The organism is Clostridium sp. (genome assembly GCF_029258205.1).
In the GTDB taxonomy this organism is placed as follows: domain Bacteria; phylum Bacillota; class Clostridia; order Clostridiales; family Clostridiaceae; genus Sarcina.
Genome location: NZ_JARHZJ010000042.1, coordinates 12,366 through 37,867 on the forward strand (window position 1 = coordinate 12,366; position 25,502 = coordinate 37,867).

General features: G+C 26.1%; 26 protein-coding genes and 1 pseudogene. 5 read left to right on the top strand and 22 right to left on the bottom strand.

What is annotated here, in order from left to right; all coding sequences use genetic code 11:
• Window positions 1–131 precede the first annotated feature (131 nt).
• The 5 genes from Q1J60_RS13030 to Q1J60_RS06075 form a co-directional block, all read right to left on the bottom strand.
• A complete protein-coding gene (locus tag Q1J60_RS13030; protein ID WP_423249111.1) occupies window positions 132–866 on the bottom strand; it encodes a metalloregulator ArsR/SmtB family transcription factor in 735 nt (244 codons plus the stop codon).
• Window positions 867–1,077: 211 nt separating this feature from the next.
• Window positions 1,078–2,526: an ABC transporter substrate-binding protein gene (locus tag Q1J60_RS06060; protein ID WP_300259595.1), complete on the bottom strand. Its 1,449-nt coding sequence runs from the start codon at window positions 2,524–2,526 to the stop codon at window positions 1,078–1,080.
• Between the two features lie 519 nt (window positions 2,527–3,045).
• Complete coding sequence (locus Q1J60_RS06065) at window positions 3,046–3,738, bottom strand: DUF3502 domain-containing protein (RefSeq protein ID WP_300259597.1); 693 nt, start codon at window positions 3,736–3,738, stop codon at window positions 3,046–3,048.
• Window positions 3,704–4,348 carry a hypothetical protein gene (locus Q1J60_RS06070; RefSeq protein ID WP_300259598.1) on the bottom strand — a complete coding sequence of 215 codons (645 nt, stop codon included), beginning with the start codon at window positions 4,346–4,348 and terminating at the stop codon, window positions 3,704–3,706. Before Q1J60_RS06070 ends, Q1J60_RS06065 begins: the two co-directional genes overlap by 35 nt.
• Before the next feature lie 24 nt (window positions 4,349–4,372).
• The gene (locus Q1J60_RS06075) at window positions 4,373–4,510 is read right to left on the bottom strand and encodes a hypothetical protein (protein WP_300259600.1); all 138 of its coding nucleotides are present in this window, start codon (window positions 4,508–4,510) and stop codon (window positions 4,373–4,375) included.
• 126 nt (window positions 4,511–4,636) lie between these two features.
• Here Q1J60_RS06075 and Q1J60_RS06080 point away from each other — a divergent pair, with 126 nt between their 5' ends.
• Window positions 4,637–5,188, top strand: a complete 552-nt coding sequence (locus Q1J60_RS06080; protein ID WP_300259602.1) for a phosphatase PAP2 family protein — start codon at window positions 4,637–4,639, stop codon at window positions 5,186–5,188.
• On the opposite strand, the gene Q1J60_RS06085 is transcribed toward Q1J60_RS06080, so the two are convergent.
• Window positions 5,185–6,267, bottom strand: a complete 1,083-nt coding sequence (locus Q1J60_RS06085; RefSeq protein WP_300259604.1) for a pyruvate kinase — start codon at window positions 6,265–6,267, stop codon at window positions 5,185–5,187. The genes Q1J60_RS06080 and Q1J60_RS06085 overlap by 4 nt on opposite strands.
• A 371-nt stretch (window positions 6,268–6,638) precedes the next feature.
• Complete coding sequence (locus Q1J60_RS06090; protein WP_300259606.1) at window positions 6,639–7,079, bottom strand: hypothetical protein; 441 nt, start codon at window positions 7,077–7,079, stop codon at window positions 6,639–6,641.
• A 113-nt stretch (window positions 7,080–7,192) separates the two neighbouring features.
• Between Q1J60_RS06090 and Q1J60_RS06095 the strand changes: the two genes are divergently transcribed.
• A complete protein-coding gene (locus Q1J60_RS06095; protein ID WP_423249112.1) occupies window positions 7,193–7,663 on the top strand; it encodes a DUF4883 family protein in 471 nt (156 codons plus the stop codon).
• Window positions 7,664–7,756: 93 nt separating this feature from the next.
• On the opposite strand, the gene folK is transcribed toward Q1J60_RS06095, so the two are convergent.
• The 7 genes from folK to Q1J60_RS06130 are packed head-to-tail and all read right to left on the bottom strand — an operon-like array spanning window position 7,757 to window position 13,217.
• Window positions 7,757–8,578, bottom strand: coding sequence for a 2-amino-4-hydroxy-6-hydroxymethyldihydropteridine diphosphokinase (folK, locus tag Q1J60_RS06100; protein ID WP_300259607.1), 822 nt, complete (start codon window positions 8,576–8,578; stop codon window positions 7,757–7,759).
• Between the two features lie 12 nt (window positions 8,579–8,590).
• Window positions 8,591–9,400, bottom strand: coding sequence for a dihydropteroate synthase (gene folP, locus Q1J60_RS06105; RefSeq protein ID WP_300259609.1), 810 nt, complete (start codon window positions 9,398–9,400; stop codon window positions 8,591–8,593).
• 12 nt (window positions 9,401–9,412) lie between these two features.
• On the bottom strand, window positions 9,413–9,886 hold the full coding sequence (locus Q1J60_RS06110; RefSeq protein ID WP_300259610.1) for an HD domain-containing protein: 474 nt from the start codon (window positions 9,884–9,886) through the stop codon (window positions 9,413–9,415).
• A 25-nt stretch (window positions 9,887–9,911) separates the two neighbouring features.
• Window positions 9,912–10,469, bottom strand: coding sequence for a GTP cyclohydrolase I FolE (gene folE / locus Q1J60_RS06115; protein WP_300259612.1), 558 nt, complete (start codon window positions 10,467–10,469; stop codon window positions 9,912–9,914).
• A gap of 15 nt (window positions 10,470–10,484) precedes the next feature.
• Complete coding sequence (locus tag Q1J60_RS06120) at window positions 10,485–11,255, bottom strand: aminotransferase class IV (RefSeq protein ID WP_300259614.1); 771 nt, start codon at window positions 11,253–11,255, stop codon at window positions 10,485–10,487.
• 19 nt (window positions 11,256–11,274) lie between these two features.
• Window positions 11,275–12,621 (bottom strand): aminodeoxychorismate synthase component I, encoded by a 1,347-nt coding sequence (pabB, locus tag Q1J60_RS06125; protein ID WP_300259615.1) that lies wholly within the window; start codon window positions 12,619–12,621, stop codon window positions 11,275–11,277.
• A gap of 5 nt (window positions 12,622–12,626) precedes the next feature.
• Window positions 12,627–13,217, bottom strand: coding sequence for an anthranilate synthase component II (locus Q1J60_RS06130; RefSeq protein ID WP_300259617.1), 591 nt, complete (start codon window positions 13,215–13,217; stop codon window positions 12,627–12,629).
• Window positions 13,218–13,485: 268 nt separating this feature from the next.
• Between Q1J60_RS06130 and Q1J60_RS06135 the strand changes: the two genes are divergently transcribed.
• Window positions 13,486–14,337: a PHP domain-containing protein gene (locus Q1J60_RS06135; protein WP_300259688.1), complete on the top strand. Its 852-nt coding sequence runs from the start codon at window positions 13,486–13,488 to the stop codon at window positions 14,335–14,337.
• A 203-nt stretch (window positions 14,338–14,540) separates the two neighbouring features.
• Complete coding sequence (locus Q1J60_RS06140) at window positions 14,541–17,177, top strand: FAD-dependent oxidoreductase (protein WP_300259619.1); 2,637 nt, start codon at window positions 14,541–14,543, stop codon at window positions 17,175–17,177.
• A gap of 106 nt (window positions 17,178–17,283) precedes the next feature.
• Here Q1J60_RS06140 and Q1J60_RS06145 read toward each other — a convergent pair.
• From Q1J60_RS06145 to Q1J60_RS06180, 8 genes and pseudogenes are all read right to left on the bottom strand, one after another.
• Window positions 17,284–17,528: pseudogene (locus Q1J60_RS06145) on the bottom strand (TIGR03905 family TSCPD domain-containing protein).
• Between the two features lie 43 nt (window positions 17,529–17,571).
• Window positions 17,572–17,952 (bottom strand): RidA family protein, encoded by a 381-nt coding sequence (locus Q1J60_RS06150; protein ID WP_300259621.1) that lies wholly within the window; start codon window positions 17,950–17,952, stop codon window positions 17,572–17,574.
• 351 nt (window positions 17,953–18,303) lie between these two features.
• Window positions 18,304–18,663 (bottom strand): methylglyoxal synthase, encoded by a 360-nt coding sequence (locus tag Q1J60_RS06155; RefSeq protein WP_300259623.1) that lies wholly within the window; start codon window positions 18,661–18,663, stop codon window positions 18,304–18,306.
• Window positions 18,664–18,852: 189 nt separating this feature from the next.
• Window positions 18,853–20,391: an EAL domain-containing protein gene (locus Q1J60_RS06160; protein WP_300259625.1), complete on the bottom strand. Its 1,539-nt coding sequence runs from the start codon at window positions 20,389–20,391 to the stop codon at window positions 18,853–18,855.
• A 132-nt stretch (window positions 20,392–20,523) separates the two neighbouring features.
• The gene (locus tag Q1J60_RS06165; RefSeq protein ID WP_300259627.1) at window positions 20,524–21,930 is read right to left on the bottom strand and encodes an aminopeptidase; all 1,407 of its coding nucleotides are present in this window, start codon (window positions 21,928–21,930) and stop codon (window positions 20,524–20,526) included.
• Between the two features lie 66 nt (window positions 21,931–21,996).
• A complete protein-coding gene (locus Q1J60_RS06170) occupies window positions 21,997–22,926 on the bottom strand; it encodes a magnesium transporter CorA family protein (protein WP_300259628.1) in 930 nt (309 codons plus the stop codon).
• Window positions 22,927–22,970: 44 nt separating this feature from the next.
• On the bottom strand, window positions 22,971–23,894 hold the full coding sequence (gene hprK, locus Q1J60_RS06175; protein ID WP_300259630.1) for an HPr(Ser) kinase/phosphatase: 924 nt from the start codon (window positions 23,892–23,894) through the stop codon (window positions 22,971–22,973).
• A gap of 11 nt (window positions 23,895–23,905) precedes the next feature.
• A complete protein-coding gene (locus Q1J60_RS06180) occupies window positions 23,906–24,085 on the bottom strand; it encodes a DUF896 domain-containing protein (RefSeq protein WP_300259632.1) in 180 nt (59 codons plus the stop codon).
• A gap of 294 nt (window positions 24,086–24,379) precedes the next feature.
• On the opposite strand from Q1J60_RS06180, the gene Q1J60_RS06185 reads away from it, so the two are divergent.
• A complete protein-coding gene (locus Q1J60_RS06185; protein ID WP_300259633.1) occupies window positions 24,380–25,402 on the top strand; it encodes a hypothetical protein in 1,023 nt (340 codons plus the stop codon).
• Window positions 25,403–25,502 lie beyond the last annotated feature (100 nt).

Consider the following 25,502-nt stretch of genomic DNA (forward strand, 5'->3'; position numbering starts at 1 on the left):
AACCCCAAGACCAATAGCTGTATGGCCATCATGGCAACAGGCATACATAATTCCCCCTTAAGTAGATTTTGTTTATTTATAGTGTCTACTTAAAGAGGACCATATCAATCAAAGAGCTCCCTTTTTACTTATTAATGACTACATCCATGATGATTGCATGTGTGCATGCTTGAAAACTCTTTTAATTCACCTTTTTTTAATGCTTCTAAATTAGCTTCTATATCCCCATCTATAGCTTTGTAAACTTTAATTCCCATAGAATTTAATTTATTTATAGCGCCAGCACCAATACCACCAACAACTACAGCATCTACAACTTCACCTGATAAAGCTTTTATTGGTTGACATTTGCCATGTTCATGACCTAAGTCACCATTTCCTACAGTAGTTACTTCATCTTTTTCTAAATCGCATATTACAAAAATTGGAGCAGTGCCAAAATGACCATATGGTATGCTTTTAACTCCTTCATTATTTTTAACTGGGAAACAAATTCTCATTATATTTTCCTCCTTCAAATTTTTATTATTTATGCATTTAGCATATTTACATATTTTATTACATTTTTCATAATTATTTTCTTTTGTTTTTATATTATTATCATCATTTACGATATAATTAATTAAGATATTAATACTTTCTAACTGCTCTATATTTAAATCATAAACAATGTGATAACCTATTTTATATCCAATTACAAGGTTTGACTCTTTCAATACTTTTATTTGTTGAGAAACAGCAGATTCTGAAATGCTAAGTTCTCTAGCTATTCCCTTTGCGCACATAGATTTTTTATTTATGAGATGTAGTATATTTATTCTAGTTTCATCTCCTAGGGCTTTAAATATTTTTATTTTATCTTCCATAAGCCACTCCTTATTTTTTTAATTAAGCATTTCCTTAATTAAATTTTACTCCTATTTTTATAGAATTTCAATATTTAATTAAGCATTTTCTTAATTATTTTTAATATTTTACTTTGTTCTAGATTAGTATTTATTTTAATTAAAATAGATCTAAATACTTAAAAACTAAAAAAAGAGTGGTTTTAAACCACTCTTTTTTTATTAAAATTTATTATTTATTAGCAGATTTCCATTCATCTAATTGTTCTTGCATTTCAGTTTTTATATCATCTAATCCAGATGAAGCTAATTTTTTATTTAAATCTTCTAATCCTTTTACTGGATCTACTGAACCTGAGTATAAAGATCTTTCAAACTCTTGTAGTACGTTATTAACTGCTGATATTTGAGTTGTAACTGACTCTGTATTAAACTTAAATCCTAATATTTTTGAAGTTTTTGCACCTTGATTGAACTCTTCAAAAGCATCCCATTTATCTGCTGGGTCACTGTCTAAAACATAAGTATTAAACAAGTTTCCGTAAGCCCAACTTGTAACACTATATGGTCCATTAGGATCTCTCTTTATTTGATTATCACTAACTTTTTCATAGTGAGTTCCCTCTATTCCAAACATTAATAGATTTCTTAATTTAGAATCAGTATTTACTAAATTTATAAGCTCCATAGCTTTTTCTGGATGCTTAGATGTTGCTGATATAGCAGTCATAGCTCCAGTTGTTGAGTTATTTGTAACATATGGAGGAATTATTGATGATGTTACAACCTCTCTACCTAAAGCTTGCCCCCATCCATTTTCTGCATATGGTTGTCCATCAGCTTTCCACATAAATCTCTTAACTTCATTTTTCATATTACTAACTGCTGCATCTTGATTTATATATCCTTTTTCGTAGTATTCTCTTAATTTAGTCATCATAGCCTTCATTTCATCTGTCTCATACATATTTTGTACAGTCAAAGTATCATCATTAAAGAATACTCCTAGAGGTTTCATTATTTCATCAAATTCTAATGGAATTGAATCCCCTTGAGTGTAGAATGGTATAAAATCTGGTTCCTTTTCTTTTATGATTTGTAACCATGGTTCTAAATCTTCTACTGAGTGTAAATCTTGATATGGAATATTGTATTTTTCAACAAACTCCTTATCAAATACCCACATAGGTGCTCCTGCTATTTCTTTTTGGTTTGGAACTGCATATACTTTTCCATCAACTTCAGCACCCTTCCAAAGCCTTTCATCTATAACCCCTTTAATGTCTGATCCTTGTTTATCTAATAAATCATTTAATTCAAGAAAAGCACCTTTTCTAGCATTTTCTAAATATGGGAAAGCCCATGAACATGTAAATGCTAAATCATATTCTTCTCCTGAGTTAGCTATTACATTCATTTTTTGACTGTAATCACCAAAGTCAATATGTTTTATGTCTACAGTAGCATTTATTTTATCTTTTATATATTTATTTACTTCCTCTTCTACTAATTCTCCATCTGTTTGAGGTTTACCTATAACATACCATACTAAGTTAACTGACTCCTCACTAGCTGCTCCGCCCTCTGCTTTTTTGTCACTTGATCCACATCCTGTAAGCATTACAGATGTAGTCATTACTCCTCCTAGAATTAATGCTAGTAATTTTTTGTGTTTAAGCATTTTTTTTCCCCCTCATATTACTATTTTTACACCATTTAGACCCCTTAATTTTAAAGTTTAAACAAACGTTTACAATGATTATATGTTTTATTAAAAAAATTAAAATCCATATGATAATCACATATTTTTTATTTTCTGTTTGAAAAGCTTTAAGTAAATTAAAGTTTCTATAGTTAATTTATAACATAAAAGTAAAAAAGTCAATATTGTAAAAATATCATATATTTATGTCTTTAAAAGGCTATTTCACTAACTTTCAAGAGTTTTTAATATCATAATATTTATTTATATATTTTGTTAACTTTTTAATAATTTTAAAAAGTTTGAAATATTTGTAATATAAGTGTTATATTTTGAATATTTTTTATTCTTTCTTTAATAACATATGATTAAATAGAAGTTATTGAAAACAAAGAAAAAATAAATGAATTAATAAAAATACTTGAGCCTATGATAGAAACTAGAACAATTACAATTCATAGATAATATTCAAGTAATATCTTTAAATAAAACAACAGACTAAGAAGTCTGCTTTTTTATTTTCCAATCATTTAATTGTCTTTCTAATTCTTCCTTAACCTTGTCTATTCCAACACTTTCAAGTTTGTTAATAAGTTTTGAAACATATTCCTCTGTATCAACTAATCCAGTATATAAACTTCTTGTAAATTCTTCAAAAACAGCATATAAAGAATCAAATTCAACACTAACCTTACTGGAATCAAATTTAAAACCTAAAGCTTGTGATACATTTGATATATTATTAATCTCTTTAAATCTTTCCCATTTATTTTCTGGCTCATCTTCTAATAAATATTTTATAAATAAATTACCTAAAGTATAATAATCAACCATATAATTTTTCGATTCTTCTAAAAGCCTAATTTTATTATTTGAAATCTTTTCATAGTGAACTCCTTCAATTCCATAATTAATAAGGTTTCTTAAATATCTATCTGTATTTAAAATATTTAGAAATTCCATAGCTTTTTCAGGATTTTTTGAATTTTTTGATATAGCAATCATAGAACCGTTAACTGATCCATTTGTACTATAACTTTCTAAAATTGGTATAATAACAACCTCTCCTCCCCTTTTAATAGACCATAATTTTTCAGCATAAAGCTGACCATCTGCTTTAGTTACAAATTTTTCAGTAGAAAAATCACCAGTATTTTCAATTATTTTCAATCTTAGTATTTGTATATCCAAGTTCCTTATACCTTCTCATAGTCTTTAAACTATTAACCATCTCTTTAGTTTTAAATATATTTACTACATCAAAGTTATGGCTTTCTAAATTCACTCCTAAAGCAGGACATAATTGATCCCATATCATAGGAACTGAATAACCATCATCAAAATAAAATGGTATTACCTCTTCTTCATTTTCTTTAATTAATTTTAACCATGGCTCTAAATGTTCTAAAGTTCTTATATTCTTATATGGAATATTGTATTTATCTAAATATTTTTTAGAAAACACCCACATAGGCATATTAACTATCTCTTTTTGATTTGGAACAGCATATATAGCACCATCTACTTCTGCTCCTTCCCAAAACTTTTTATCAATAGCTTTATAAACATCTTTTCCATACTCTTTGATTAAATTATTTAAATTAATAAAATTACCTTCTCTCACATTAGGAAAATATTCATTAGCCCAAGAAGATGTAAATACAAGATCAAAATTTTCTTCTTCCTTAGTTTTACTACCAATTACCTTTGTAAAATCAGCATAATCTATAAATCTAATATCAATAGTTACATTTATCTTTTTAGTTAAATAAGTATTTATTTCACTTTCAACCTTATCCATATCATCAGGTTCTATTCCAATAGTTTACCAAACTAGCTCTATATTTTCATTTTTAAAAGGTTTTACATAATTGCCATTTTTAATTATATTAAATATTATTAGAAATATCATAAGTAATGCACTTATAATAATTAAAAGAGATTTTTCTAATTTTCTCAACATTAGACCTCCTTTTTTATTACATCTACATTATATTTTGTATATGATATTCATTTTTTTATAAACTTACAGTAGACTTATTAAAAATTTAGTAATAAAATATACTTACTACTTGCAGGAGGTATTAAGATGAATTTTATTCAAAATATAGATATCAATATACTTTATTTTATACAAAATAACATACAAAATAAGTTTCTTAATCCAATAATGATTTTTTTTACTTCCTTAGGTAATTTAGGATTTATATGGATTGCTATAAGTATTTTACTTATAATATCAAAGAAATATAGAAAAATTGGATTATTAACTTTAGCTGTTTTAATTGTTAATACTATACTTGGTGAGGGAATTCTTAAACATATTATAGAAAGACCTAGACCTTTTGTGACATATGAAAATTTGCATATAATTATACATAAACCAAGTAGTTATTCTATGCCATCTGGTCATACATCTGCGTCATTTGCAGCGGCATTTATGTTATCTTATTATTTTAAAAATATAAAGGTATATATTTATTCACTAGCTTCTTTAATAGCTTTTTCTAGACTATATCTACTAGTTCACTATCCAAGTGATGTATTAACAGGTATTTTGCTAGGATATTTAAGCTTCTTAATAGTGATAAAATCATATAGATTTATCAAAAACAAAGAAGATCAAAGAAAGTCTTTTTAGACTCTCTTTGATCTTTTTTTGATTTTTGATAATACCCTTTCATAATACTTTATGCTATTTTTTAAATTCGTAACAACATACCCTTCATTTTCTCCAGTACTAGTTTCTCCTGTAAGCATAAACCCTGTAACACCCCACCTAATAAAATGATATATATCACTTAATTCATTTATTGTAGGCTTATTTTGTTTATTTCTAATAGATGAAAGTAAATTTGTAGCCACTATTACTGATTTATTCTCATTTTTTAAAGCATGTAATATTTTTTCTTGCACTATAGGAACATTTAATATTCCAATTTCTGCTGTTAAATCTCCCCTTGCTATAACTATTCCATCTAATTCATTAGCTACATCTTTAATATTATTTATTCCTTCATTAGTTTCGATTTTTCCCCATAACTTAGGAATAACTTGATTTGACTTTAAGTTTCTAAAGACAATATTCTTAAACTCTCTACATTCTTCCATATAAGAACAATAAGAATAATCTATAATATCTACGTTATTATCTATAGCAAATTTAATATCTTCTAAATCCTTTTCGCTTACTCCCCAATTTTTTCTATCTAAATTTGGAAGATTACACCCTTTTTCTTTTCTAACTACACCACCTATTTTAACCTTAGTCTTTATTAATCCATTATTATTACTTATTACTATGAATTCCATAGTAGCATCTTTCATATATATCTTTTTAAAGCTATTGTTATATATAAACTTATTTTTTATATTTAAAGGTATAAGCTTATTTTCAGAAATATTTTCAAGATAAATTCCATAAGTTTCCTCTGAACAAAAATAAACTAAATCACCTGTATTAACTTTAAATGTTCCATATATATTATTAGCTACCCTAACCTTATTTCCCTGCAAGTCTAAAAGCACTTTTACATCCTTATGATTGCTTCTTATGTAATCTATACAACATTCTACATCTCTATGCTTGCCATGAGATAAATTCATCCTAATTATATTCCCTCCATTTTTTACTATGTTATCTATTTTATCAAAAATTTCTTTTTTACTTTTTTCATTTTTGCTTATAAATCTTGTGTTTATACTACCTATAATATCCATAACTTCCCCCATAAATATTGCTACTCATTGATTTATATGCATAATAACCTTTAAATATTATTTATATATCTTATCAATTAAAAAATGCTTAACATAATAATATTTATTACTACTAATTTTTTCCTTAAATCACCAATTATAATTGGTCATTAGTATAATAATAAAAAATTTTCTAGAGAAATCTATAAATTAAAAGAAGTTATATCAAAAAACTATAAACTCTATGTTTAAATCTTGATACAACTTCTTTAAAATAAGACTATATTTAAACCACTGTTTATTTTTAAGTACATATATTCAAACTAATATTAACTTAAAACAGAGAATAAATCAAAATATGGCTAATTAAATTTCTAACCAAAGAAATTTAATTAGCTTACTTCTTTAATTATTTTATATAGTGCATCTGCTAATTTTTCTTTATTTATACTTTCTATTTTAGTGTCACTTATATTTATAATTAAGCATAAAGAGTCTAATTTTTTTACTAAATATAACCCATTACCACTTTTAATACTTATCTGTGAAAGACCTGTATATTCAACTATATCTTCTAAATTTAAAGATACAACTCGTCTAAGAATTTGGTCATCACCTAATATTTCTAATCTCTTATCTTCTCCTATACTCTTAGTTATTCTTATAAATATATCTGCCTTTGTATTATTAGATAATAGCACTTTTTTAAAAAAACTTTCTCCTAAGCAACATTCTTCATTAAAACAATCTATAGTAATATTTTCATCTTCCTTTAATTTTTTTATTAACACTTTTCTTAAATAGGCGTCATTTATATCTAATGAATATTTCATTATAAATCACCTCCTTAATTACAAGGACAATTGTAATATATATTATTCATTTTCTTAAAAAAGTTCTACTAAAAACATAATTTTCATAAATTAAACTTAAGGAGGTGATAAATTTGATGAAAAAAATTACTAAAGTATTTTTAATAACCCTATGTTTTTCTTTTCTTTTAATTTCATGTTCTAAAATTAATATTACTTCTAAGGAGAAACCTTCTTTAAACTATCACACTAAAAAATTAAGTGAACTAGTTTCTAAGGATAATATAAAAATTAGATTATTAGATATGAATATTTATAGTGAAGTTGTTGTGGATAATGAAGATACAAGAATTATTGATGACTTATTAAAAAGCTTAAAAGATTCTAATTTTATAAATGAGGAATCCTTACCTAGTAAACCTTTATATAAAATTTTTATTGATTTAAATAGTGAAAAGTATGTAATAGATATTTATGGAGATGATTTAATAACTCTTTATCCTTGGGATAGTAATGTAGGTAAGGATTTCTTAAATTTAAAAGATATTCCTAATTCCTTTAAATTGGAACCATTCTGCCAGTATGTATTTAATAAAAAGCAATAAAAAAAGATATAGGATATTTAGTATAAATTACTACTAAATCCTATATCTTTATTAATATAAAATTCTATTTTAAGCATAAACTTTACTTAAGGCTTATTTGTTTTTATTTAAGTCCTCTAAAAGTTCAAATACACGTTTTTTATATAATGGATGAATCTTATAAGGAGCAATTTCATTTAATGGCTCTAAAACAAAACTTCTTTCATGCATTCTTGGGTGTGGAAGTATGATTTCTTTATCTTCACTTATTAAATCATTAAAAAATATTACATCTAAATCTATTGTTCTAGGACCCCATTTAATATTTCTTTCCCTTTTAAGCTTCTGTTCTATCTCTAATAAAAACTTCATTAATTCCTTAGGACTTAAAAGAGTTTTTATTTTACAAGCACCATTTAAGAATTCATCCTGCTCAGTATATCCCCATGGTTCTGTCTCAATTAAATTAGATTTTTTTATAATTTCAGTATGATAAGCCTTATTTATTTCATTTAAAGCTTCTTCTATGTAATATTTTTTATCTCCTATATTAGATCCATATGAAAGATATGCCTCATTCCATCCTCTCTCTATTTCTATAGACACAGTATCTAAAGTTCTTAATATAGGTGCCCATGGTTTCTTTAAAGAAACTTTAACCTTTTTAACAAGTGAGTATTCTAATAATATAAACTCACATAATTTTTCTGCTACCGTTTCTATTAAATCATAACTTTGCTTTTTAAACTCTTCTTCAACCTTATGTGCAAGTTCTCCATAATGAACAGATTTGCTTAAATCTCCAGTAATACCTGCCTCTCTAGTATCTAAAGAAAGTTCTATACTTAAAACAAATTTTTGTCCAAGTCTTTTCTCTTCTTCAAAGACTCCATGATTACCAAAAACTTCAAAATCTTTAATAATAATTTTATCCATTAAATTTAACTCCTATCTTCTTACCATAGCATCAGTCATAAGAACAGCTCTCTTATTTTCTAATACATCATGAATTCTTACAAATTCACAACCTTTAATTATTCCAAGGGTAGTTGTAGCTAAAGTTCCTTCTAATCTTTCATTAGTTGGAAGATTTAAAGTATTCCCTATTACTGATTTTCTTGATGTTCCTAATAAAACTGGATAATCCATATTGCAGAACTCATCTAATCTATTTAATACTTCTAAATTTTGATTATAATCCTTTGCAAACCCTATGCCTGGATCTAAAATTATATTTTCTTTCTTAACTCCAGCATCTAAGGCTATCTTTATACATTCTTCCATATCAACTTTCATAGCCTCTATGATATCATCACCATATTCATTATCATTTCTATTATGCATTATACAACAAGGTACTCCATATTTAGCAGCAACAGTAGCTATATATTTATCCTTTTTAAAACCCCATACATCATTTATTAAATCTGCACCTGCTTTTATGGCTTCCTCTGCCACTCTTCCCTTATATGTATCAATTGATATAGGTATATCAAATTTTTCTCTTAATGCTTTTATTACAGGTACTACTCTATTTAGTTCCTCTTCTTCTCCTACTGGAGTATGATTTGGTCTTGTTGACTCTCCTCCAATATCTATTATGTCAACACCATCCTTAATCATCTTCTCAGCTTGCTTTAATGCTAACTCAATATCATTATATTTTCCACCATCTGAAAACGAATCTGGAGTTACATTTAAAATTCCCATTATATAAGTTCTTTTTCCTATTTCAAACTCTTTATTTCCTATTTTCACAAAAGCTCCCCCTTAAATAATTATGTCTAAATTCTTTTTTTCTTTGCTCCATTTACAAAATTTTTTAGCATTACATAAAAAACAGCTTCTTGATTTTTTATCAGCTAAGTAAATAATTTTATCTAATCCTTTTGCTTCACTATTTCTGTGATTTAAAATTCCATTTAAAATAATCTCTATTTCATCTTTCTTAAAATCACATTCCTTTAAAATATCCAAACTCAACCTATAAGAAGCTTTATTATGTTTTTCTCCACCTTCATATTCTACCCATCGTCCTATATCATGAAGAAGTCCTATTGCATATATAATTTCTTTAGGTACATTCATATTTTCCTCTAAGGCCATTATGTAGGCAATTCTTGATACATCTAAAAAATGCTCTAAGTTATGTTTACAAAAAATCCTATCTTTTTCACAGAAAGAATTTTTATTTAAATAGTCTTTATACTTACTATTATTAAGTATCTTATTTACTCTCTCCATTATAAGCACCTCAAAAAATTACGCTTTACATAGAAATCATTCTAAACACATCATTTTTTAAGTTTTCATCTTCTAAAAACTTTCCTCTATAAGTTGTTGTTACTGTTTTTGCACCTGGTTTTCTAACACCTCTCATAGTCATACACATATGTTCACCTTCTACAACTACCATTACACCCTGTGCATCTAAGTATTCCATTATAGAATCAGCTATTTCCTTTGTAAGCCTTTCTTGAAGTTGTGGTTTTTTTGAATAAACCTCAACACATCTAGCAAGTTTAGATAAACCTACAACCCTTCCATTTGGTATATATGCTATATGAACTTTCCCATAAAAAGGAACTAAATGATGTTCACACATAGAATAGAAAGTTATATTCTTTTCTAAAACAAGGTCATTGCTTTGAACCTCAAAAGTTTTACTTAAATGCTCCTTTGCATTCATTCCTATTCCAGAAAATATTTCTTCATACATTCTTGCAATTCTATCTGGAGTTTCTATTAATCCCTCTCTATTAACATCTTCTCCTATTGCTTCAAGTATTAGTTTCATTCCTTCTTTTATCTTATCTTTATCGATCATTCTGTCCTCCATAATTTAAAAGCTTATAATAGAATTGTCATATTTCCTTTTTATTTCTTCTATTAAGTCTTTTTCCCCAAAAAATTTATCTTCAAATTGACTTACTCTCATTACTCCGAGAAGAGAATTACTTATAAAAACCCCTTCACTATTTCTTAAGTCTTCTATATTATAACATCCTTCTTCAACTTGAAAGTTATTTTTTATCCATCCTCTAATTATTCCATCTAAAAGACCACAACTTACCTTTGGAGTATATATCTTATTATTCTTAATAAAATATATATTACTAGTAGCACCTTCTGTTAACTCTTCTCTTTCATTTAAAAATATCACTTCATCAAAACCTTCATTAGTAGCCTTTTCCTTTTCAATAATATTTTCAATATAGCAAGTGCTTTTTAAATAAGTTAATTTAGATGTACTGTTTCTTCTTACTTCACTAAGCTTTAAAGAAAAACCTCTATTGTAATCTTCTATACTATATGTAATATTTCTAGTTGAAAAAATTATATTTTTTTCAGTAAGAGTTATTTTTAAAGCTCTATTTCTTATTTTTTCATTTTTAATAAACTCTCTTAATTCTTCTTCATTAATATTAAAAGGAATCTTTAAATTTAAGCAACCATGTTTTAGTCTTTCTAAATGTTCCTTTAAAAACAATCCACTATTCAATACATGTATAGTTTCAAAAATTCCCTTTCCAAAAAAAATTGAAGAATCTATGGTAACTGAATCTTTTTCCACCATACTGTAATCTTTTTTATTTTCGCCTATATAAATCACTTTATATCACAACCTAAAATTATAATACTCTCATTAAAGCCTTTGCCTTATCCAAAGTTTCCTCATACTCCATCTCTTCTTCTGATTCAATAGTTATACCCCCACCTACTCCAAAATAGGCTTTATTATCTTTTACTAATATTGTTCTTATTACTATATTAAAATCACAATTTCCTCTTAAATCAAAATAACCTATAGCTCCAGTATATATTCCTCTTCTAACCCCTTCTAATTCCTCTATTATCTCCATACTTCTTATTTTAGGAGCACCTGTTATAGAACCTCCTGGAAAACATTCTCTTATACATTTTATAGAGCTAACCTCATCATTTAATTCTCCTATAACTGTTGAAACTAAGTGAAATACTGTATCATATTCCTCTAATTTAAATAATTCTGTAACCTTAACAGAAAAAGGTTTGCACACTTTACTTAAGTCATTTCGTTCTAGATCAACAATCATTAAAAGCTCTGACTTATCCTTTTCACTATTTAAAAGTTCTTTTTTATTCTTTTCATCCTCTAATTTATCTTTTCCCCTTGGTCTTGTTCCTTTAATTGGTCTTGTTTCAATCTTATTATTAAACACCTTTAAAAATCTCTCAGGTGAAGAACTTATAATTTGAAAACCGTCTAAATTTAAATAACAAGAAAAAGGTGCTTTGTTTATACTTCTTAAACTTATATATGTATCAAAAGAATCAGAATTAAAATCACAAGAAAATCTCTGTGTTAAGTTTGCAATATATGTATGCCCTTCTTTTATGTACTCTTTAACCTTTTTTACTGAATTTATATATTCTTCTCTTGAAAAATTTGAGGTAAACTCAGTATTTTTATCTAAAATTATATTGAAATTTATATTCTTGTTTTTTATTCTTTCATAAATATTATTTATACTTTTTTCTGGCTCTTCCTTAATTCCTAGGGCTGTTATATATGTTTTTTTGCTTTTTAAATCAAATATTATTACATTATCATAAAATAAAAAATAACTATCTGGAATACATACGTCATCATAAGCACTTTTAGGTATGTTTTCAATAACTCTTCCTATATCATAAGAAAAGTACCCAATAGCTCCTCCTAAAAAAGGTATTTTACTCTCATAATTTATTTTATATTCCTTAATAAGCTCTTCTAATTTTTCAAAAGGATCTCCTAAGATTAATTTTTCATCTATAAAAATCTCATTTCCCTTTGAACTAAATTTTTTAAAAGGACTTAATCCTATAAATGAATATAAAGAAAATTCACTATCTTCCTTTGAACTATCTAAAAATATACTATTTATTTCATCTTTAAATAAAGAATATACTTCATGTGGTTCAAGTTTATTTTCTATTTCCTTAATTTCAAAATTCAAATTGATCACCTTTCCATAAAGTTAAATTGTCTAGCATTTCTAATAAAGTTTTTAAGCATTTCATGTCCATATTCAGTTAAAACAGCCTCTGGATGAAACTGAACTCCTTCTATGTTGTACTTTTTATGTCTTATACCCATAACCACCCCATCATCACTTAGGGCAGTTATCTCTAAATCTTCTCCTAAAGAATTTCTATCAACTACTAAAGAATGATACCTAGTTACATTTATATTATTTTTGATTCCCTTAAAAATTCCTTTTCCGTCATGAGTTATTTTACTCACTTTTCCATGAACTGGGAAATTCCCTTTTTTTATTTTACTTCCAAAAGAATATCCAATACATTGGTGACCAAGACATACCCCTAAAATAGGAATCTTCCCTTTAAATTCCTCTATAATACCTAAACATTCCTTCATATCCTTAGGTGCTTTAGGTCCTGGAGAGATTATTATTCCTTCTGGATTCAATCTTTTTATTTCTTCTATAGTTATTTTATCATTCCTCTTTATCTTTACATCCTCATTTAATTCCTTAAAATATCTAAGCAAATTAAACACGAAGGAATCATAGTTATCTATCATTAAAAACATTAATTCACCTCTAAAATATTTAGTTTAAAATCATTATATCAAAAACATCTAAAAAAAAATATGAATTTTATACCATTTATATATTTGAATCTTCTAATTAAAAATATAAAATATTATTATAACTCAATTTAAATTTAAAAATTAATTTATTTTATTTTCATTTCTGTGTTAAAATATTTATACTATAAATTTTATAAAATTAACAATATTATTCAAATAATTATTTTATACATAAATTAACTTTTTCAGTTTTAAAGGAGGGTTTACTATTAATATTAATGCAGAATTTCATTGTCACTCATTAGCTTCTGACGGAACACTATCTCCAAAAGAGATAATCACTGAAGCTAAAAAAGCTGGTATATCATTAATAGCTTTAACAGATCATGATATAACTTCTGGTCTTGATGAAGCAAAAGAAGCTGCAAAAGAACTAGGTATTAAGTTTATTCCTGGAATAGAACTTAGTTGTGAACATAAGGGTTCTACAGTTCATATATTAGGATATTTTAGAGATGATTCTTATAAGTCAGAAGATTTTCAAAACTTCTTAAAGGAATTAAAGGACTCTAGAATAGGTAGAGCAAAAAAAATCGTAGCTAATTTAGAAAAATATTTTAATATTAAACTTGATTATAAAGATGTCTTAGCAAAAGGAAAAGGTGTTGTTGCTAGACCTCATATAGCTCAATGTATAATAGAAGCTGGTTATCCTTATGATTGGGAATATATATTTGATAACTTTATAGGAAATGATAGTCCAGCCTATGTTCCTAACAAAAAAATCTCTGTAGAAGAAGGAATAAATATATTAAAATCTAATAATGCTATAACAGTACTTGCTCATCCAAAGCTTATAAAAAGAGTTCCAGTACAAGAAGTTATGGAATTTCCTTTCGATGGTATAGAAGCTATTTACTATCAAAATACTAAAAAAGATACTGACTTCTTTATTTCATATGCAGTTCATCATGATCTTCTTATAACATGTGGTTCAGATTTTCATGGTGATCATGAAGGAGATGAAAGACATGGTCATATTGGATGTATGAGCATGCCAAAAGAATACCTTGAAAAATTTCTTAAAAAATATAATTGTAATAAAAAACAACAGTATTAACGATTAAAATAGTGGTAATATGATTTAACTGTCAAATTACCATTATTTTTTATAACTTTAAATAATTTAATTTTTATTTAAAAAAGTATTTACATTTCAATGAAAAAGAATATAATTTAATTATAGGTACTAATTATTAATTAATAATTAGTATTAACTGATTTCGATTGTTATACTTTTAACATATATTAGGTGGTGTTTTTATGAATTATTTAGAAGTAAAAAAAGATATTTATTGGGTTGGATCTTTAGATCCTGAATTAAGAGTTTTTGATATTATTATGTACACTCCTTACGGAACTACTTACAACTCATATGTTGTTAAAGGAAGTGAAAAATTAGCTGTATTTGAAACAGTAAAAGAAAAATGTTTTGACGATTATCTATCAAAACTTAATAGCTTAGGTGTTGATCCTAAATCAATAGATTACATAGTTGTTGATCATACAGAACCTGACCATGCTGGATCTGTTGAAAAATTACTTGAATTATCTCCTCAAGCTAAAGTTGTAGGTTCAATGCAAGCTATAGAATTTTTAAAAGATATAGTTAATAAAGATTTTGAGTATATAATTGTTGGAGACAATGACACAATTTCATTAGGAAATAAAACATTACAATTTATCTCTGCACCATTTTTACATTGGCCAGATTCAATATACACTTATATTCCAGAAGATAAAACTTTAATAACTTGTGACTCTTTTGGAAGCCACTACTCTTGCGAAGAAATATTTAATGACTTAATTCCTAACGAAGAAGAATATTTAGATGCCTTAAGATACTACTATGACTGTATCTTCGGACCATATAAACCATATGTTTTAAAAGCTATAGATAAGATTAAAGATTTAAATATAGAGCTTGTATGTCCTGGTCACGGTCCTATTCTTAGACAAGATCCTTGGAAGATAATAAATACTTATAAAGAATGGAGTACTCCAGTAGAACCTAAAATAAATGGAGATAAGAAAGTTACTATTCCTTACGTATCAGCTTATGGCTATACTAAAGAATTAGCTGAAGAAATAGCTAAAGGGTTACAATCTGAACACAATGTTGAAGTTAAATTATATGATTTAACTTATAGTAAACAAGAAGATGCATTAGCTGATATAACAGACTCAGATGGTATATTATTTGGATCACCAACAATAGTTGGAGAATTATTACCTCCTATTAGAATTCTTTTAGCTAACTTAAATCCTATTATTCATGGAGGAAAATATGCTGCTGCCTTCGGTTCATATGGTTGGAGTGGTGAAGCTGTTCCAAGAATAGAATCTAGATTAAAAGAATTAAGAATGAATATATTTGGACCTGGTTTAAGAATTAAGTTTAAACCATCAGTAACTGAATTAAAAGAAGCTTTTGAATTTGGTAGAGATTTCTCAAGAACTATGTTTGGAGAAAAAGAACTTGATTATGCTCCAAATAACTCTACAGAATCTAAAGAAGTATTAACTGGAAATGGTAAAACAAGATACTGGAAATGCTTAGTTTGTGGTGAAATATTCGAAAGCCCAGTGTGTCCTGATATTTGCCCTGTTTGTGGAGCTGGAAAAGAACACTTTATAGAAGTAGAAATGGACACTTTTGAAAAGAATGATACTAATGATAACTTTGTTATTATAGGTAATGGAGCTGCTGGATTCTACGCTGCTAAAACAATAAGAGAAATAAACAGTACAGCTTCTGTTAAATTACTTTCAAGTGAAGAAGTATCTTCTTACTCAAGACCAAATCTTTCAGACCTTTTAAGTCAAGAAATGAATTTAGATACTTTCTACTTAGCTAAATCTTCTTGGTATAAAGAAAATAATATAGAAGAACTACTAGGAGTTACTGTTACTTCTATAGATAAAGATAATAAAAAAGTAATTTTAAAAGACGGTACTGAAATACCATATACTAAACTTATATTAGCTAATGGTAGCCATAACTTTATTCCACCATTTAAAGTTAAAAATAATAATGAAGAGGTTTCTTTAAATAGTGAAAATATTCATGAATTTAAAGGTATCTACTCTATTAAAGATTTAAAAGATACTTTTGATGTTAAAGAAGAAATGAAACAAGCTAAAAAAGCTGTTGTTATAGGTGCTGGTCCTCTTGGATTAGAAGCAGCTTGGGAAATGAAACTTGCTGGATTAGAAGTTACAGTAGTTGAATTCTTACCAAATCTTATGAATAACCAATTAGATCAAGAAGGTGCTGATATATTTAGAGAGCAAGTTTCTGATTGTGGAATAACATTCTTAACATCAGAAGAATGTACTGAAATAATAACTAAAGATGGTAAATTAACTGCTTTAAACTTAAAGAGTGGAAAAACTTTAGATGCTGACATTCTTCTAGTTTCAACAGGTATTAGAAGTAATATAGAATTAGCTAAAGAATCTGGAATTGAATGCAATAGAGGTGTTATTGTTAACGAAAGAATGGAAACAAGTGTTAAAGATATCTATGCTTGTGGAGATGTAGCTGAATTTAATGGTATTGTTTATGGAAACTGGCCTGCAGCTATAGAAATGGGTAAAACTGCTGGTGCTAATGCATGTGGAGCTGAAAAAGTATTTGAAAACTTTACACCATCTATAATATTAGATGCTTTAAATACTCATGTATTTTCAGCTGGATTAATAAGATTTAATGATTCTTCTTATGAAAAAATAAGTTCTAAAGATGTATCAAAAGGTCAATATACTAAACTATTCTTCAAAGATAACATCTTAGTTGGAGGAATTATAGTTGGTGATACTTCTAAAGCAGGACAAATAATAATAGCAATAGATAATAAACTATCTAAAGCAGCTGCTTTATCAAATGACTTACTATAAATAAAATAAAAGGTGATTATATAAAATTTATATAATCACCTTTTTTATTTAGAGAAATATATTAACTTAAGCAAAATTTACTTAAACTATCTGCTCTTTGTACTTATTATAAGCTTTTCTTATATTCTTCTAAAGCTTTTGCAAGTTGATCTGGACAAGATGTTCCTTTTCCTCTACAATCTTTCCTTTTAATTTTGAAATAGCTTCGTCAACATCCATTCCTTCAACGAGTATAGAAACTCCCATTAAGTTTCCTGGACATCCATTAACAAAGTTAACACTTTTTATTTTATTGTCTTCGATTTCAAAATTAATCTCCTTAGCACAAACTCCTATAGTCTTATAATTCATAAGTAAACTCTCCCCTATGTTGCTAATTATGAAGATATAGAACCTATTTTAAAGTAGCTATAACTTCAATCTCTATTTTAGCATCTTTAGGTAATTTAGCAACCTCTACAGCACTTCTTGCTGGTTGATTTTCTGTAAAATAGGTAGCATACACCTCATTCATTCTTGCAAAATCATTCATGTCACTTAAGAATACTGTAGTTTTTATTACTTTATCCATAGAAATTCCAGCAGATTCTAGAATAGCTTTTACATTTTCTAAAGATTGAGCTGTTTGTTCTTCAATTGATTCTGCCATTAACCCTGTTTCAGGATTTAGTGGAATTTGCCCTGAAGTATAAACAAAATCCCCTATTTTTATTCCTTGTGAATAAGGTCCAATTGCACCTGGTGCTTTGTTTGTTTTTATTATTTCTTTTGCCATATAAAACATCTCCTATTCTTCAACACATTAATTCTGATACTTTAATTTTAATACAGCAAAAATTTAAATTCAATGGATTATTTCCATTTATTCTCTTATTCTACTTATAAATTAATTATTTCTTTTGTAATTTTCTTTGTTTTATAATATTTTAATTCTATAGTCCCAATAGTATAGCCACTTGCTTTTATAAAATTTTAAAAATTATTATATTCTTAATTACTATTTTATAGTTATATCTAATAAAAAAATACCTATTTATATTGTTTATTCACTGAATTTTTATTTCTTAACCATGAAGTCACTTAATATAAAAAAGTATCTTTTATTCAAATTTCTATTATATTTTAGCTAAATATCAGTCATTATAAGCTTAGCACTTTCCGTATTTGTAGCTAATGGAATCTTGTAAACATCACAAAGTCTAAGTAATGCACTTATATCTGGTTCATGAGGCTGAGCCGTTAGTGGATCTCTTAAGAAGATTACCATGTCAACATCATGATTTGCTACCATTGCTCCAATTTCTTGATCTCCTCCTAGTGGGCCACTCTTACACCTTTTAACTTCTAAAGATGTATTTTGCATAACTTTAAGTCCTGTAGTACCTGTTGCAACAAGTATATGTTTACTTAACTTATTTTCAAATTCTTTTACAAGCTCTATCATTTCCTCTTTTTTCTTATCATGTGCTATTAGTGCTATTTTCATTTGACTCTCCCCTTTTTCTCTTAACAAAATATTTATGTTTATTTTTATTAAAATTTTCTTTTTTACTTATAACCCTTTACACTGTTAATTATATAATAAATAATAATATATTAATATACTTATTTAATTTAATTAAATTGTATTATATCAAAAATATTCCAACTCTAATTAAATATTAAAGTAAATATATTATATATCTAAATAATGCTCTATCGATATACTAACCCCTAAATTATTTACATACTCTAAAAACTCTTTCTCATTTAATGCCTTTGAGAAATAAAATCCCTGAATAATATCAAAATCTAATAATTTGAAAAAATCATAGTATTCTTTACTTTCAACACCCTCAACAACAAGTTCAGCCCCTAGATTCTTAGCAAAATTTGAAATTGAATTTATTATAGCTATATACTTATTATTAGGTATATCTGATATAAAGTCTTTTGGTATTTTTATTTGATCAAAAGGTATCTTTAATAATCTATTCATAGATGAATATCCTTTTCCAAAATCATCTATAGATATTTTAAAACCATATTTTTTAAGCTTAATAATTTCATTTATAGCATTTCTATTAACATCTATATCAACATTCTCTAAAATCTCTAAAGTAATAGTTTCTGGTTTAAGATTATACTTTTTACTTATTTTGTAAATATCATATCCTATCCCTCTGTGTTTTAAAGTATTTATTGACATATTAACTGAGCATTGTAAAAAAATATTATTTTGAATTAACCTACTTTGAAATTTACAGGTTGATTCAAAAACATATAAATCTAAATCTTTAATGGAATCTATTTCTTCTAACGTTTTAACTATGTCACATGCTGGTATAGAACCTAATAATTCATGTTCCCATCGTATAAGTGTTTCATATCCCTTTATTTTATCATCCAATGATGATATTTGTGGTTGATAAACAGTATATAACTTTTTATTTATCAATGCCTCTTTAATATCTTTTTTTATTAAATTATTATTTATCCTTATGCTCTCTAGTGCATCTGTATATTCTATAGCTGAAGTAAAACTGTCCTTTTTAGCCATTTCTTTAGCAAAAAATACTTCTTCAATTATTTCTTCAAAACTTTTATTTCCTAAATTTATAGAATAGCCTATATTAAATTCAATCTCAATGTCTTTATTAATGCTATTTAAATTTAATTTTTTTAAAGCTTCTAACTTATTTAAAAGCTCTTGTATATCTTTTTTATTATTGCTATTAATTGCAATTAAGAACTCATCACCTTCATATACCCCATATAAATTTTTACAAGATAAGTTTTTTGATATATTACTTAAAACCTTACCAAAATTCCTTAAAGCTTCGTCACCTTTATCTCTTCCCAAAGTATCATTTATTAAACTAAATTTCCTTAAATCAATTAGGAATACTGTATATGGTCCATTCCACATTTCAATATTATTCTTAACTTCAAATCTAGTATAAATATTTCTTAGTTGATCAATTTTTTTCTTTAATAAATTTTTTTCAATAAAATTATTTTTATTATATTCTATATTAAAATTCACATTTTCTTTTTTAGCTTCATCTAAATTTATGTATTTAATAAATTCTCTTGTTATAAATATTATTTGGATATAAAAAATCAAACTTAAAGCAATGAAAATATTTTGACCATTATAATTTTTTATAAAAAATAATGTTAATATCAAGAGAATACTTGAAAAAACTAAATTCCCCTTTAATACTTTATTCATATATAAATCCTTATCAAATAAATTATTTTAATATAAAAAAGGACTGTATCATAAATCTATCTAATATAATCTCCAAATCTAATTCTATATTTTATATTAGATATTTTGATACAGCCTATATTCAATAGTTAACTATGCTTCTTCAAAAAATGCCTTATAACATTTTTTAGTTTCATATAAATCTGCTTTAGATGCTACTTCTAAAGGTGCATGCATATTTTGTAATGCTACTCCACAGTCAATAACTTCCATATTGTATTGAGCTAAGATATAAGCGATTGTCCCACCGCCTCCTTGATCTACCTTTCCAAGTTCTGCAGTTTGCCATATAACGCCATTCTTATCCATTATGCTTCTTAAATGAGCTATATATTCCGCATTAGCATCATTACAACCTGATTTTCCTCTAGCACCTGTATATTTGCTAAACACTACTCCATGTCCAAAATAAGCTGTATTTTTCTTTTCACATACAGAAGGATAGTTTGGATCAAAAGCTGCAGTAACATCAGCTGATAACATCATTGAATTTTGAAGACATCTTCTAAGTTTCAACTCAGAATATTCTCCTTTTCTATCCATAAGTTCTGCAATTAAATTTTCAAAAAATCTTGATTGCATACCTGTAGCTCCAACACTACCTATTTCTTCTTTATCAACCAATAATGCTATACATGTTTTATCAACACTTTCTAACTCCATTAAAGCTTCTGCTGATGTATATGCACATATTCTATCATCATGTCCATAAGCTAAAATCATACTTCTATCCAAACCATAATCTCTTGCTTTACCAGCAGGAACTACTTCTAATTCAGCTGATACAAAATCCTCTTCAGTTATACCATATTTTTCATTTAATAAAACTAAGATATTAGCCTTAACAGCTTCTTTTTCATCAGTTCCCTTTAATGGCATACTTCCTACTAAAACATTTAAATCTTCTCCTTCTACTACTTTAGCTCCTTTTTTATCCATTTGATCTGCTGATAAATGGGCTAGAAGATCTGAAATTCCTAAAACAGGATCATTTTCATCTTCACCTATTTTAATATCTACCTTAGTACCATCTTTTTTTATAACAACACCATGTATTGCTAATGGTATAGTTACCCATTGATATTTTTTTATTCCTCCGTAATAATGAGTATCTAATAATGCTAATCCTGAATCTTCATATAATGGATTTTGTTTAACATCTATTCTTGGAGAATCTATGTGAGCTCCTATTATTCTTAATCCATTTTCTAATAGTTCTGACCCTAATTTTATTAAAGTTATTGTTTTATCCATATTTATAGAATAAAGTTTATCCCCAACTTCAACTTTTTCTTTATTTTTAACAACTTCATCAAAATTTTTAAATCCTTTACTTTCTGCCATATCTGCTAAAACCTTAACACATTCTCTCTCAGTTTTCGCTACTGACATAAACTCTCTATATCTATCACTTAATGAAAATAACTTTTTTAAATCCTGCTCTTCATACTTTGTCCATGCATTTTCATATTCTTTTTTTAAAACTTTTATATCTTTCATAATATAGCCCTCCAATCTATTTTATCTTCTAATTAAATTTTATATTTCCGATAATCTTTTGTAAAATTATAGAAATTTCCTTATTTTAAATACCAATAACAGGATTAATGCAATTAAACTTAATATAATAACTAAAATATAAAACCCATAAGGACATGTTTTAAAAGGCATACATTCAAAGCTCATAGAAAATATAGCTGTTATTAATTCTAGTGGTAAAAAAACTGCTGTTATTATTGTAAATACCTTCATTAATTCATTTGTCTTGTTAGCTAGTTCTGACTCATATGCTTCTCTTACAATGGCTAATTCCTGTGATAATGTATCTAATGATGTAATTAATTTTTCTATTTTACTATTTATATTTCTAAAATAAACTTTATTCGCTTCTCCTATGACTTCATTTTCATCTATAACAAGTGTATCTCCAATATATCTAATTGGCTTTATTAGTTTTCTAAGCTTATAGACTTCTCTTCTTATAAATAATAAGGAATTTAAATGTTTGCTTTCAGGATTTTTAAGTATTTCTAACTCAATCTTATCTCCTTCAGTTTCTAAATTAGATATTATATTATAATTATTTACTATTAACCTATCTAAAATATAATAAAGAATAATAGATGGACTCTTATCTAATTTAAATAGCTGACAATTTTTTTCTTCTTTTATGTCTTCAATTAAATCATATAGAAGTGATATTTTACTCTTATAAACAGTAACTATAAAACTCTTCCCTAAAAATATATCTAGTTCTTTAGATATAATTTGCTTTTCAATTTGCTCTATTACATTAATTAAAATAAATGTATAATCCCTGAAACAGTCTATTCTTTGTTCCTGTTTATAATCAATACATTCATTTATACACTCATAAGAAAACATTTTTTCTAAAAGATTAACTTCATCTTCTTCCATTAAAATCCATGCTAAAAACTCATTCTTTTTCCATTCTTTAACTACTTTAAAATTTTCTTCAATATTAAATATAACCATATCATCACCTTTAATTCTGATATGATTATAGTTTATACTTTTTATTAAATTTTACTCTCTTTTTCCATGCTTTCAAGCATTCTTTTTTCAATTATATCAACCGGTGAAATATCTGACATACGTTGATATCTATAGTTAGCTGCCGCAGCTTCTATTATTACTGCTATATTTCTTCCAGGTCTTATTGGAACTCTTAATTTTTTAACTTTAACACCTAATATATCTTGATATTCGTCGTTTACACCTAATCTATCATAATCTCCATCATCTTTCCAATGCTCAAAATCAATTATTATCTTTATCTCTTTAGAATTTAAAATTGAACTTAATCCATATAATGCTGATACATCTATTATTCCCATACCCCTAACTTCAAGCATTCCGAATGTTATATCTGGTGATCTACCTATTAAATCTCCATCTATTTCTTTTATATCAACAGCATCATCAGTTACTAATCTATGTCCTCTTTTAATAAGTTCTAATGCAGTTTCACTTTTACCTATACCACTTTCCCCTGTAATTAACATTCCTATACCATATACATCAACAAGAACACCATGTAATCTTGTCTCAGGAGCCATTTTATCTGATAAATACATTGTGATTTTGCTTATAAACTTAGTAGTTACCATTTCACTTCTAAGAATCCATAAACTTCTCTTTCTAGCTGCTTTTAAAAGTTCCTCATGTATCTCTAACCCTCTAGTTATTATAAGACAAGATATATCAAATGAAAAAAATTTGTTCAATCTCTTTTTTCTAAGATCTGGAGACATATCTTCTAAAAAGCTCCATTCTGCTTTTCCTATAACTTGAATTCTTTCTGGAGCAAAATAGTTATAAAAGCCAGCTAATTGTAATCCTGGTCTATTTACATCACTAACATTTATAGGGACATTCTCTTCGCCAGTTTGAATTACTTCTAAACTAAAGTCCTTTATTAACTTTTCTATTGTAACACCCACATAAATCACCCTTAATTTTTCTTATTTTTCGGCTCAATTCCTTTTAACTGTTCTCTTAAGTTGCTTTTAAATCTATTTATATACTCTTTTCTAAGTTCTTCTCTTTCTTTATGTTCATCCTCTGATAAACCTTCTTCTTTAAGCTTCTTGTGTAATTCATTTATTCTTTTTGTTAATTCATCTATTTTCATCTTTATTCTCCTTTTAATATAACTTTAATTTATTTATAATATTATTTTACATTTGTATGTATTTTTTAGCAACAATCTTTCTTAATAAAATCTTCATTAAATTAAAATTAAATTATGATACATATAAAAATTATATATATTATGTAAAATTCTTTGAAATTTTCTCCTATTTTAATTGTAATATATTTCAAAAAAAATTTTTTTATTTTATAATATTTCTAGAAACTTTTGTAATATAGCAAAACTCACATTACTATTGACATAATTTATATTTGTATTTAAGGGTGAGAAATTATGAATAATAAAAAAATAAATTTTAAAAATATGAACAATTCAGATAAAATCAAATTAATAAATAACTCTTTAGTTTTAGATGGAATTTCTCTTAAAGAACTTTCAAAAAAAATAGATATACAAAAGAAAGATATACTAAAATTCATGAATGAAGAAGGTTTTTTATTTGACAATATAGATGGATATTTTAAAAAATCTAAAGAAACATCTACTTCAATAAATATAAAACATTCAATTGAAATAAGTGAAAACTCCATTCCTTCAACACTTGAACGTGAGGATGTTCAATCTATAATAGATTCTATAAACGAAAAATTAAACATAAAAAATATTGAAACTAATAATATATTATTGCCTGAAATTAAACCAATTGAAGAAGTTAGTATTTCTAAGAAAGATAATACAGAATATAATACCAAATCTTCTCAAAGTATGACTTTAGAAATACCTAAAATCTCTAGAACAGCTAGAAGAAAAAAAATTAAAAAATCTATCTTTAAAAGGCTAATTTCACATGTAAAAGATAGGTTTTCTAAAATATTTTTAGTAAAAAAGAAAGAAAATCAATCCTCTTCTATAAAGAAAGAATCTACTGATAATTTAAATAATAAAAAATTTAATATAGAATCTACTAATAGTAATAGTTTAGATGAAGTTGCTATAGAAAAACTTTCTGTACCTAATAATTTAGAGACAAATTCTTATTACCTTAATAATAAAAGTAAGTTACCTTTTGAAATAAAAATTCCTAAAAATTTTAAAGGTATAAGAAGATTTCCTAAAGTAAATTATTACTTAAATGAAATAAGTTTTTTAAATTCAGAGGAATATTCCTTAGAATACTTAAAAAAAGACTTTAAAGATCTAAACCTTAATTCTGATTTTATAAAAAATATAAATTCTGATTCCTTAGAAAATAACAGTACTGAATCTTTAGAAAAGCGTGTATGTAATCTTGAAAAGAAAATAAATGAACTTGAAGAATTTTTCTTAGAAATTTTTCAAGCAATTTCAAATAAATAATTACTAAAAAATCTATTTATTACTTAATAGAAACTGTACTTAGAAAAACCATTGAGAATTTTGTTAATAATTGAAAATATTAAACTAGTAAATAAAAGAT

Bases quoted from the DNA above. Each gene is read 5' to 3' on its own strand.
- Q1J60_RS13030 (WP_423249111.1), bottom strand. From the start codon at position 866: ATGGAAGATAAAATAAAAATATTTAAAGCCCTAGGAGATGAAACTAGA.
- Q1J60_RS06060 (WP_300259595.1), bottom strand. From the start codon at position 2,526: ATGCTTAAACACAAAAAATTACTAGCATTAATTCTAGGAGGAGTAATG.
- Q1J60_RS06070 (WP_300259598.1), bottom strand. From the start codon at position 4,348: ATGGATAAGGTTGAAAGTGAAATAAATACTTATTTAACTAAAAAGATA.
- Q1J60_RS06075 (WP_300259600.1), bottom strand. From the start codon at position 4,510: ATGTTGAGAAAATTAGAAAAATCTCTTTTAATTATTATAAGTGCATTA.
- Q1J60_RS06080 (WP_300259602.1), top strand. From the start codon at position 4,637: ATGAATTTTATTCAAAATATAGATATCAATATACTTTATTTTATACAA.
- Q1J60_RS06085 (WP_300259604.1), bottom strand. From the start codon at position 6,267: ATGGATATTATAGGTAGTATAAACACAAGATTTATAAGCAAAAATGAA.
- Q1J60_RS06090 (WP_300259606.1), bottom strand. From the start codon at position 7,079: ATGAAATATTCATTAGATATAAATGACGCCTATTTAAGAAAAGTGTTA.
- folK (WP_300259607.1), bottom strand. From the start codon at position 8,578: ATGGATAAAATTATTATTAAAGATTTTGAAGTTTTTGGTAATCATGGA.
- Q1J60_RS06110 (WP_300259610.1), bottom strand. From the start codon at position 9,886: ATGGAGAGAGTAAATAAGATACTTAATAATAGTAAGTATAAAGACTAT.
- folE (WP_300259612.1), bottom strand. From the start codon at position 10,469: ATGATCGATAAAGATAAGATAAAAGAAGGAATGAAACTAATACTTGAA.
- Q1J60_RS06130 (WP_300259617.1), bottom strand. From the start codon at position 13,217: ATGTTTTTAATGATAGATAACTATGATTCCTTCGTGTTTAATTTGCTT.
- Q1J60_RS06140 (WP_300259619.1), top strand. From the start codon at position 14,541: ATGAATTATTTAGAAGTAAAAAAAGATATTTATTGGGTTGGATCTTTA.
- Q1J60_RS06150 (WP_300259621.1), bottom strand. From the start codon at position 17,952: ATGGCAAAAGAAATAATAAAAACAAACAAAGCACCAGGTGCAATTGGA.
- Q1J60_RS06155 (WP_300259623.1), bottom strand. From the start codon at position 18,663: ATGAAAATAGCACTAATAGCACATGATAAGAAAAAAGAGGAAATGATA.
- Q1J60_RS06160 (WP_300259625.1), bottom strand. From the start codon at position 20,391: ATGAATAAAGTATTAAAGGGGAATTTAGTTTTTTCAAGTATTCTCTTG.
- Q1J60_RS06165 (WP_300259627.1), bottom strand. From the start codon at position 21,930: ATGAAAGATATAAAAGTTTTAAAAAAAGAATATGAAAATGCATGGACA.
- Q1J60_RS06170 (WP_300259628.1), bottom strand. From the start codon at position 22,926: ATGGTTATATTTAATATTGAAGAAAATTTTAAAGTAGTTAAAGAATGG.
- Q1J60_RS06180 (WP_300259632.1), bottom strand. From the start codon at position 24,085: ATGAAAATAGATGAATTAACAAAAAGAATAAATGAATTACACAAGAAG.
- Q1J60_RS06185 (WP_300259633.1), top strand. From the start codon at position 24,380: ATGAATAATAAAAAAATAAATTTTAAAAATATGAACAATTCAGATAAA.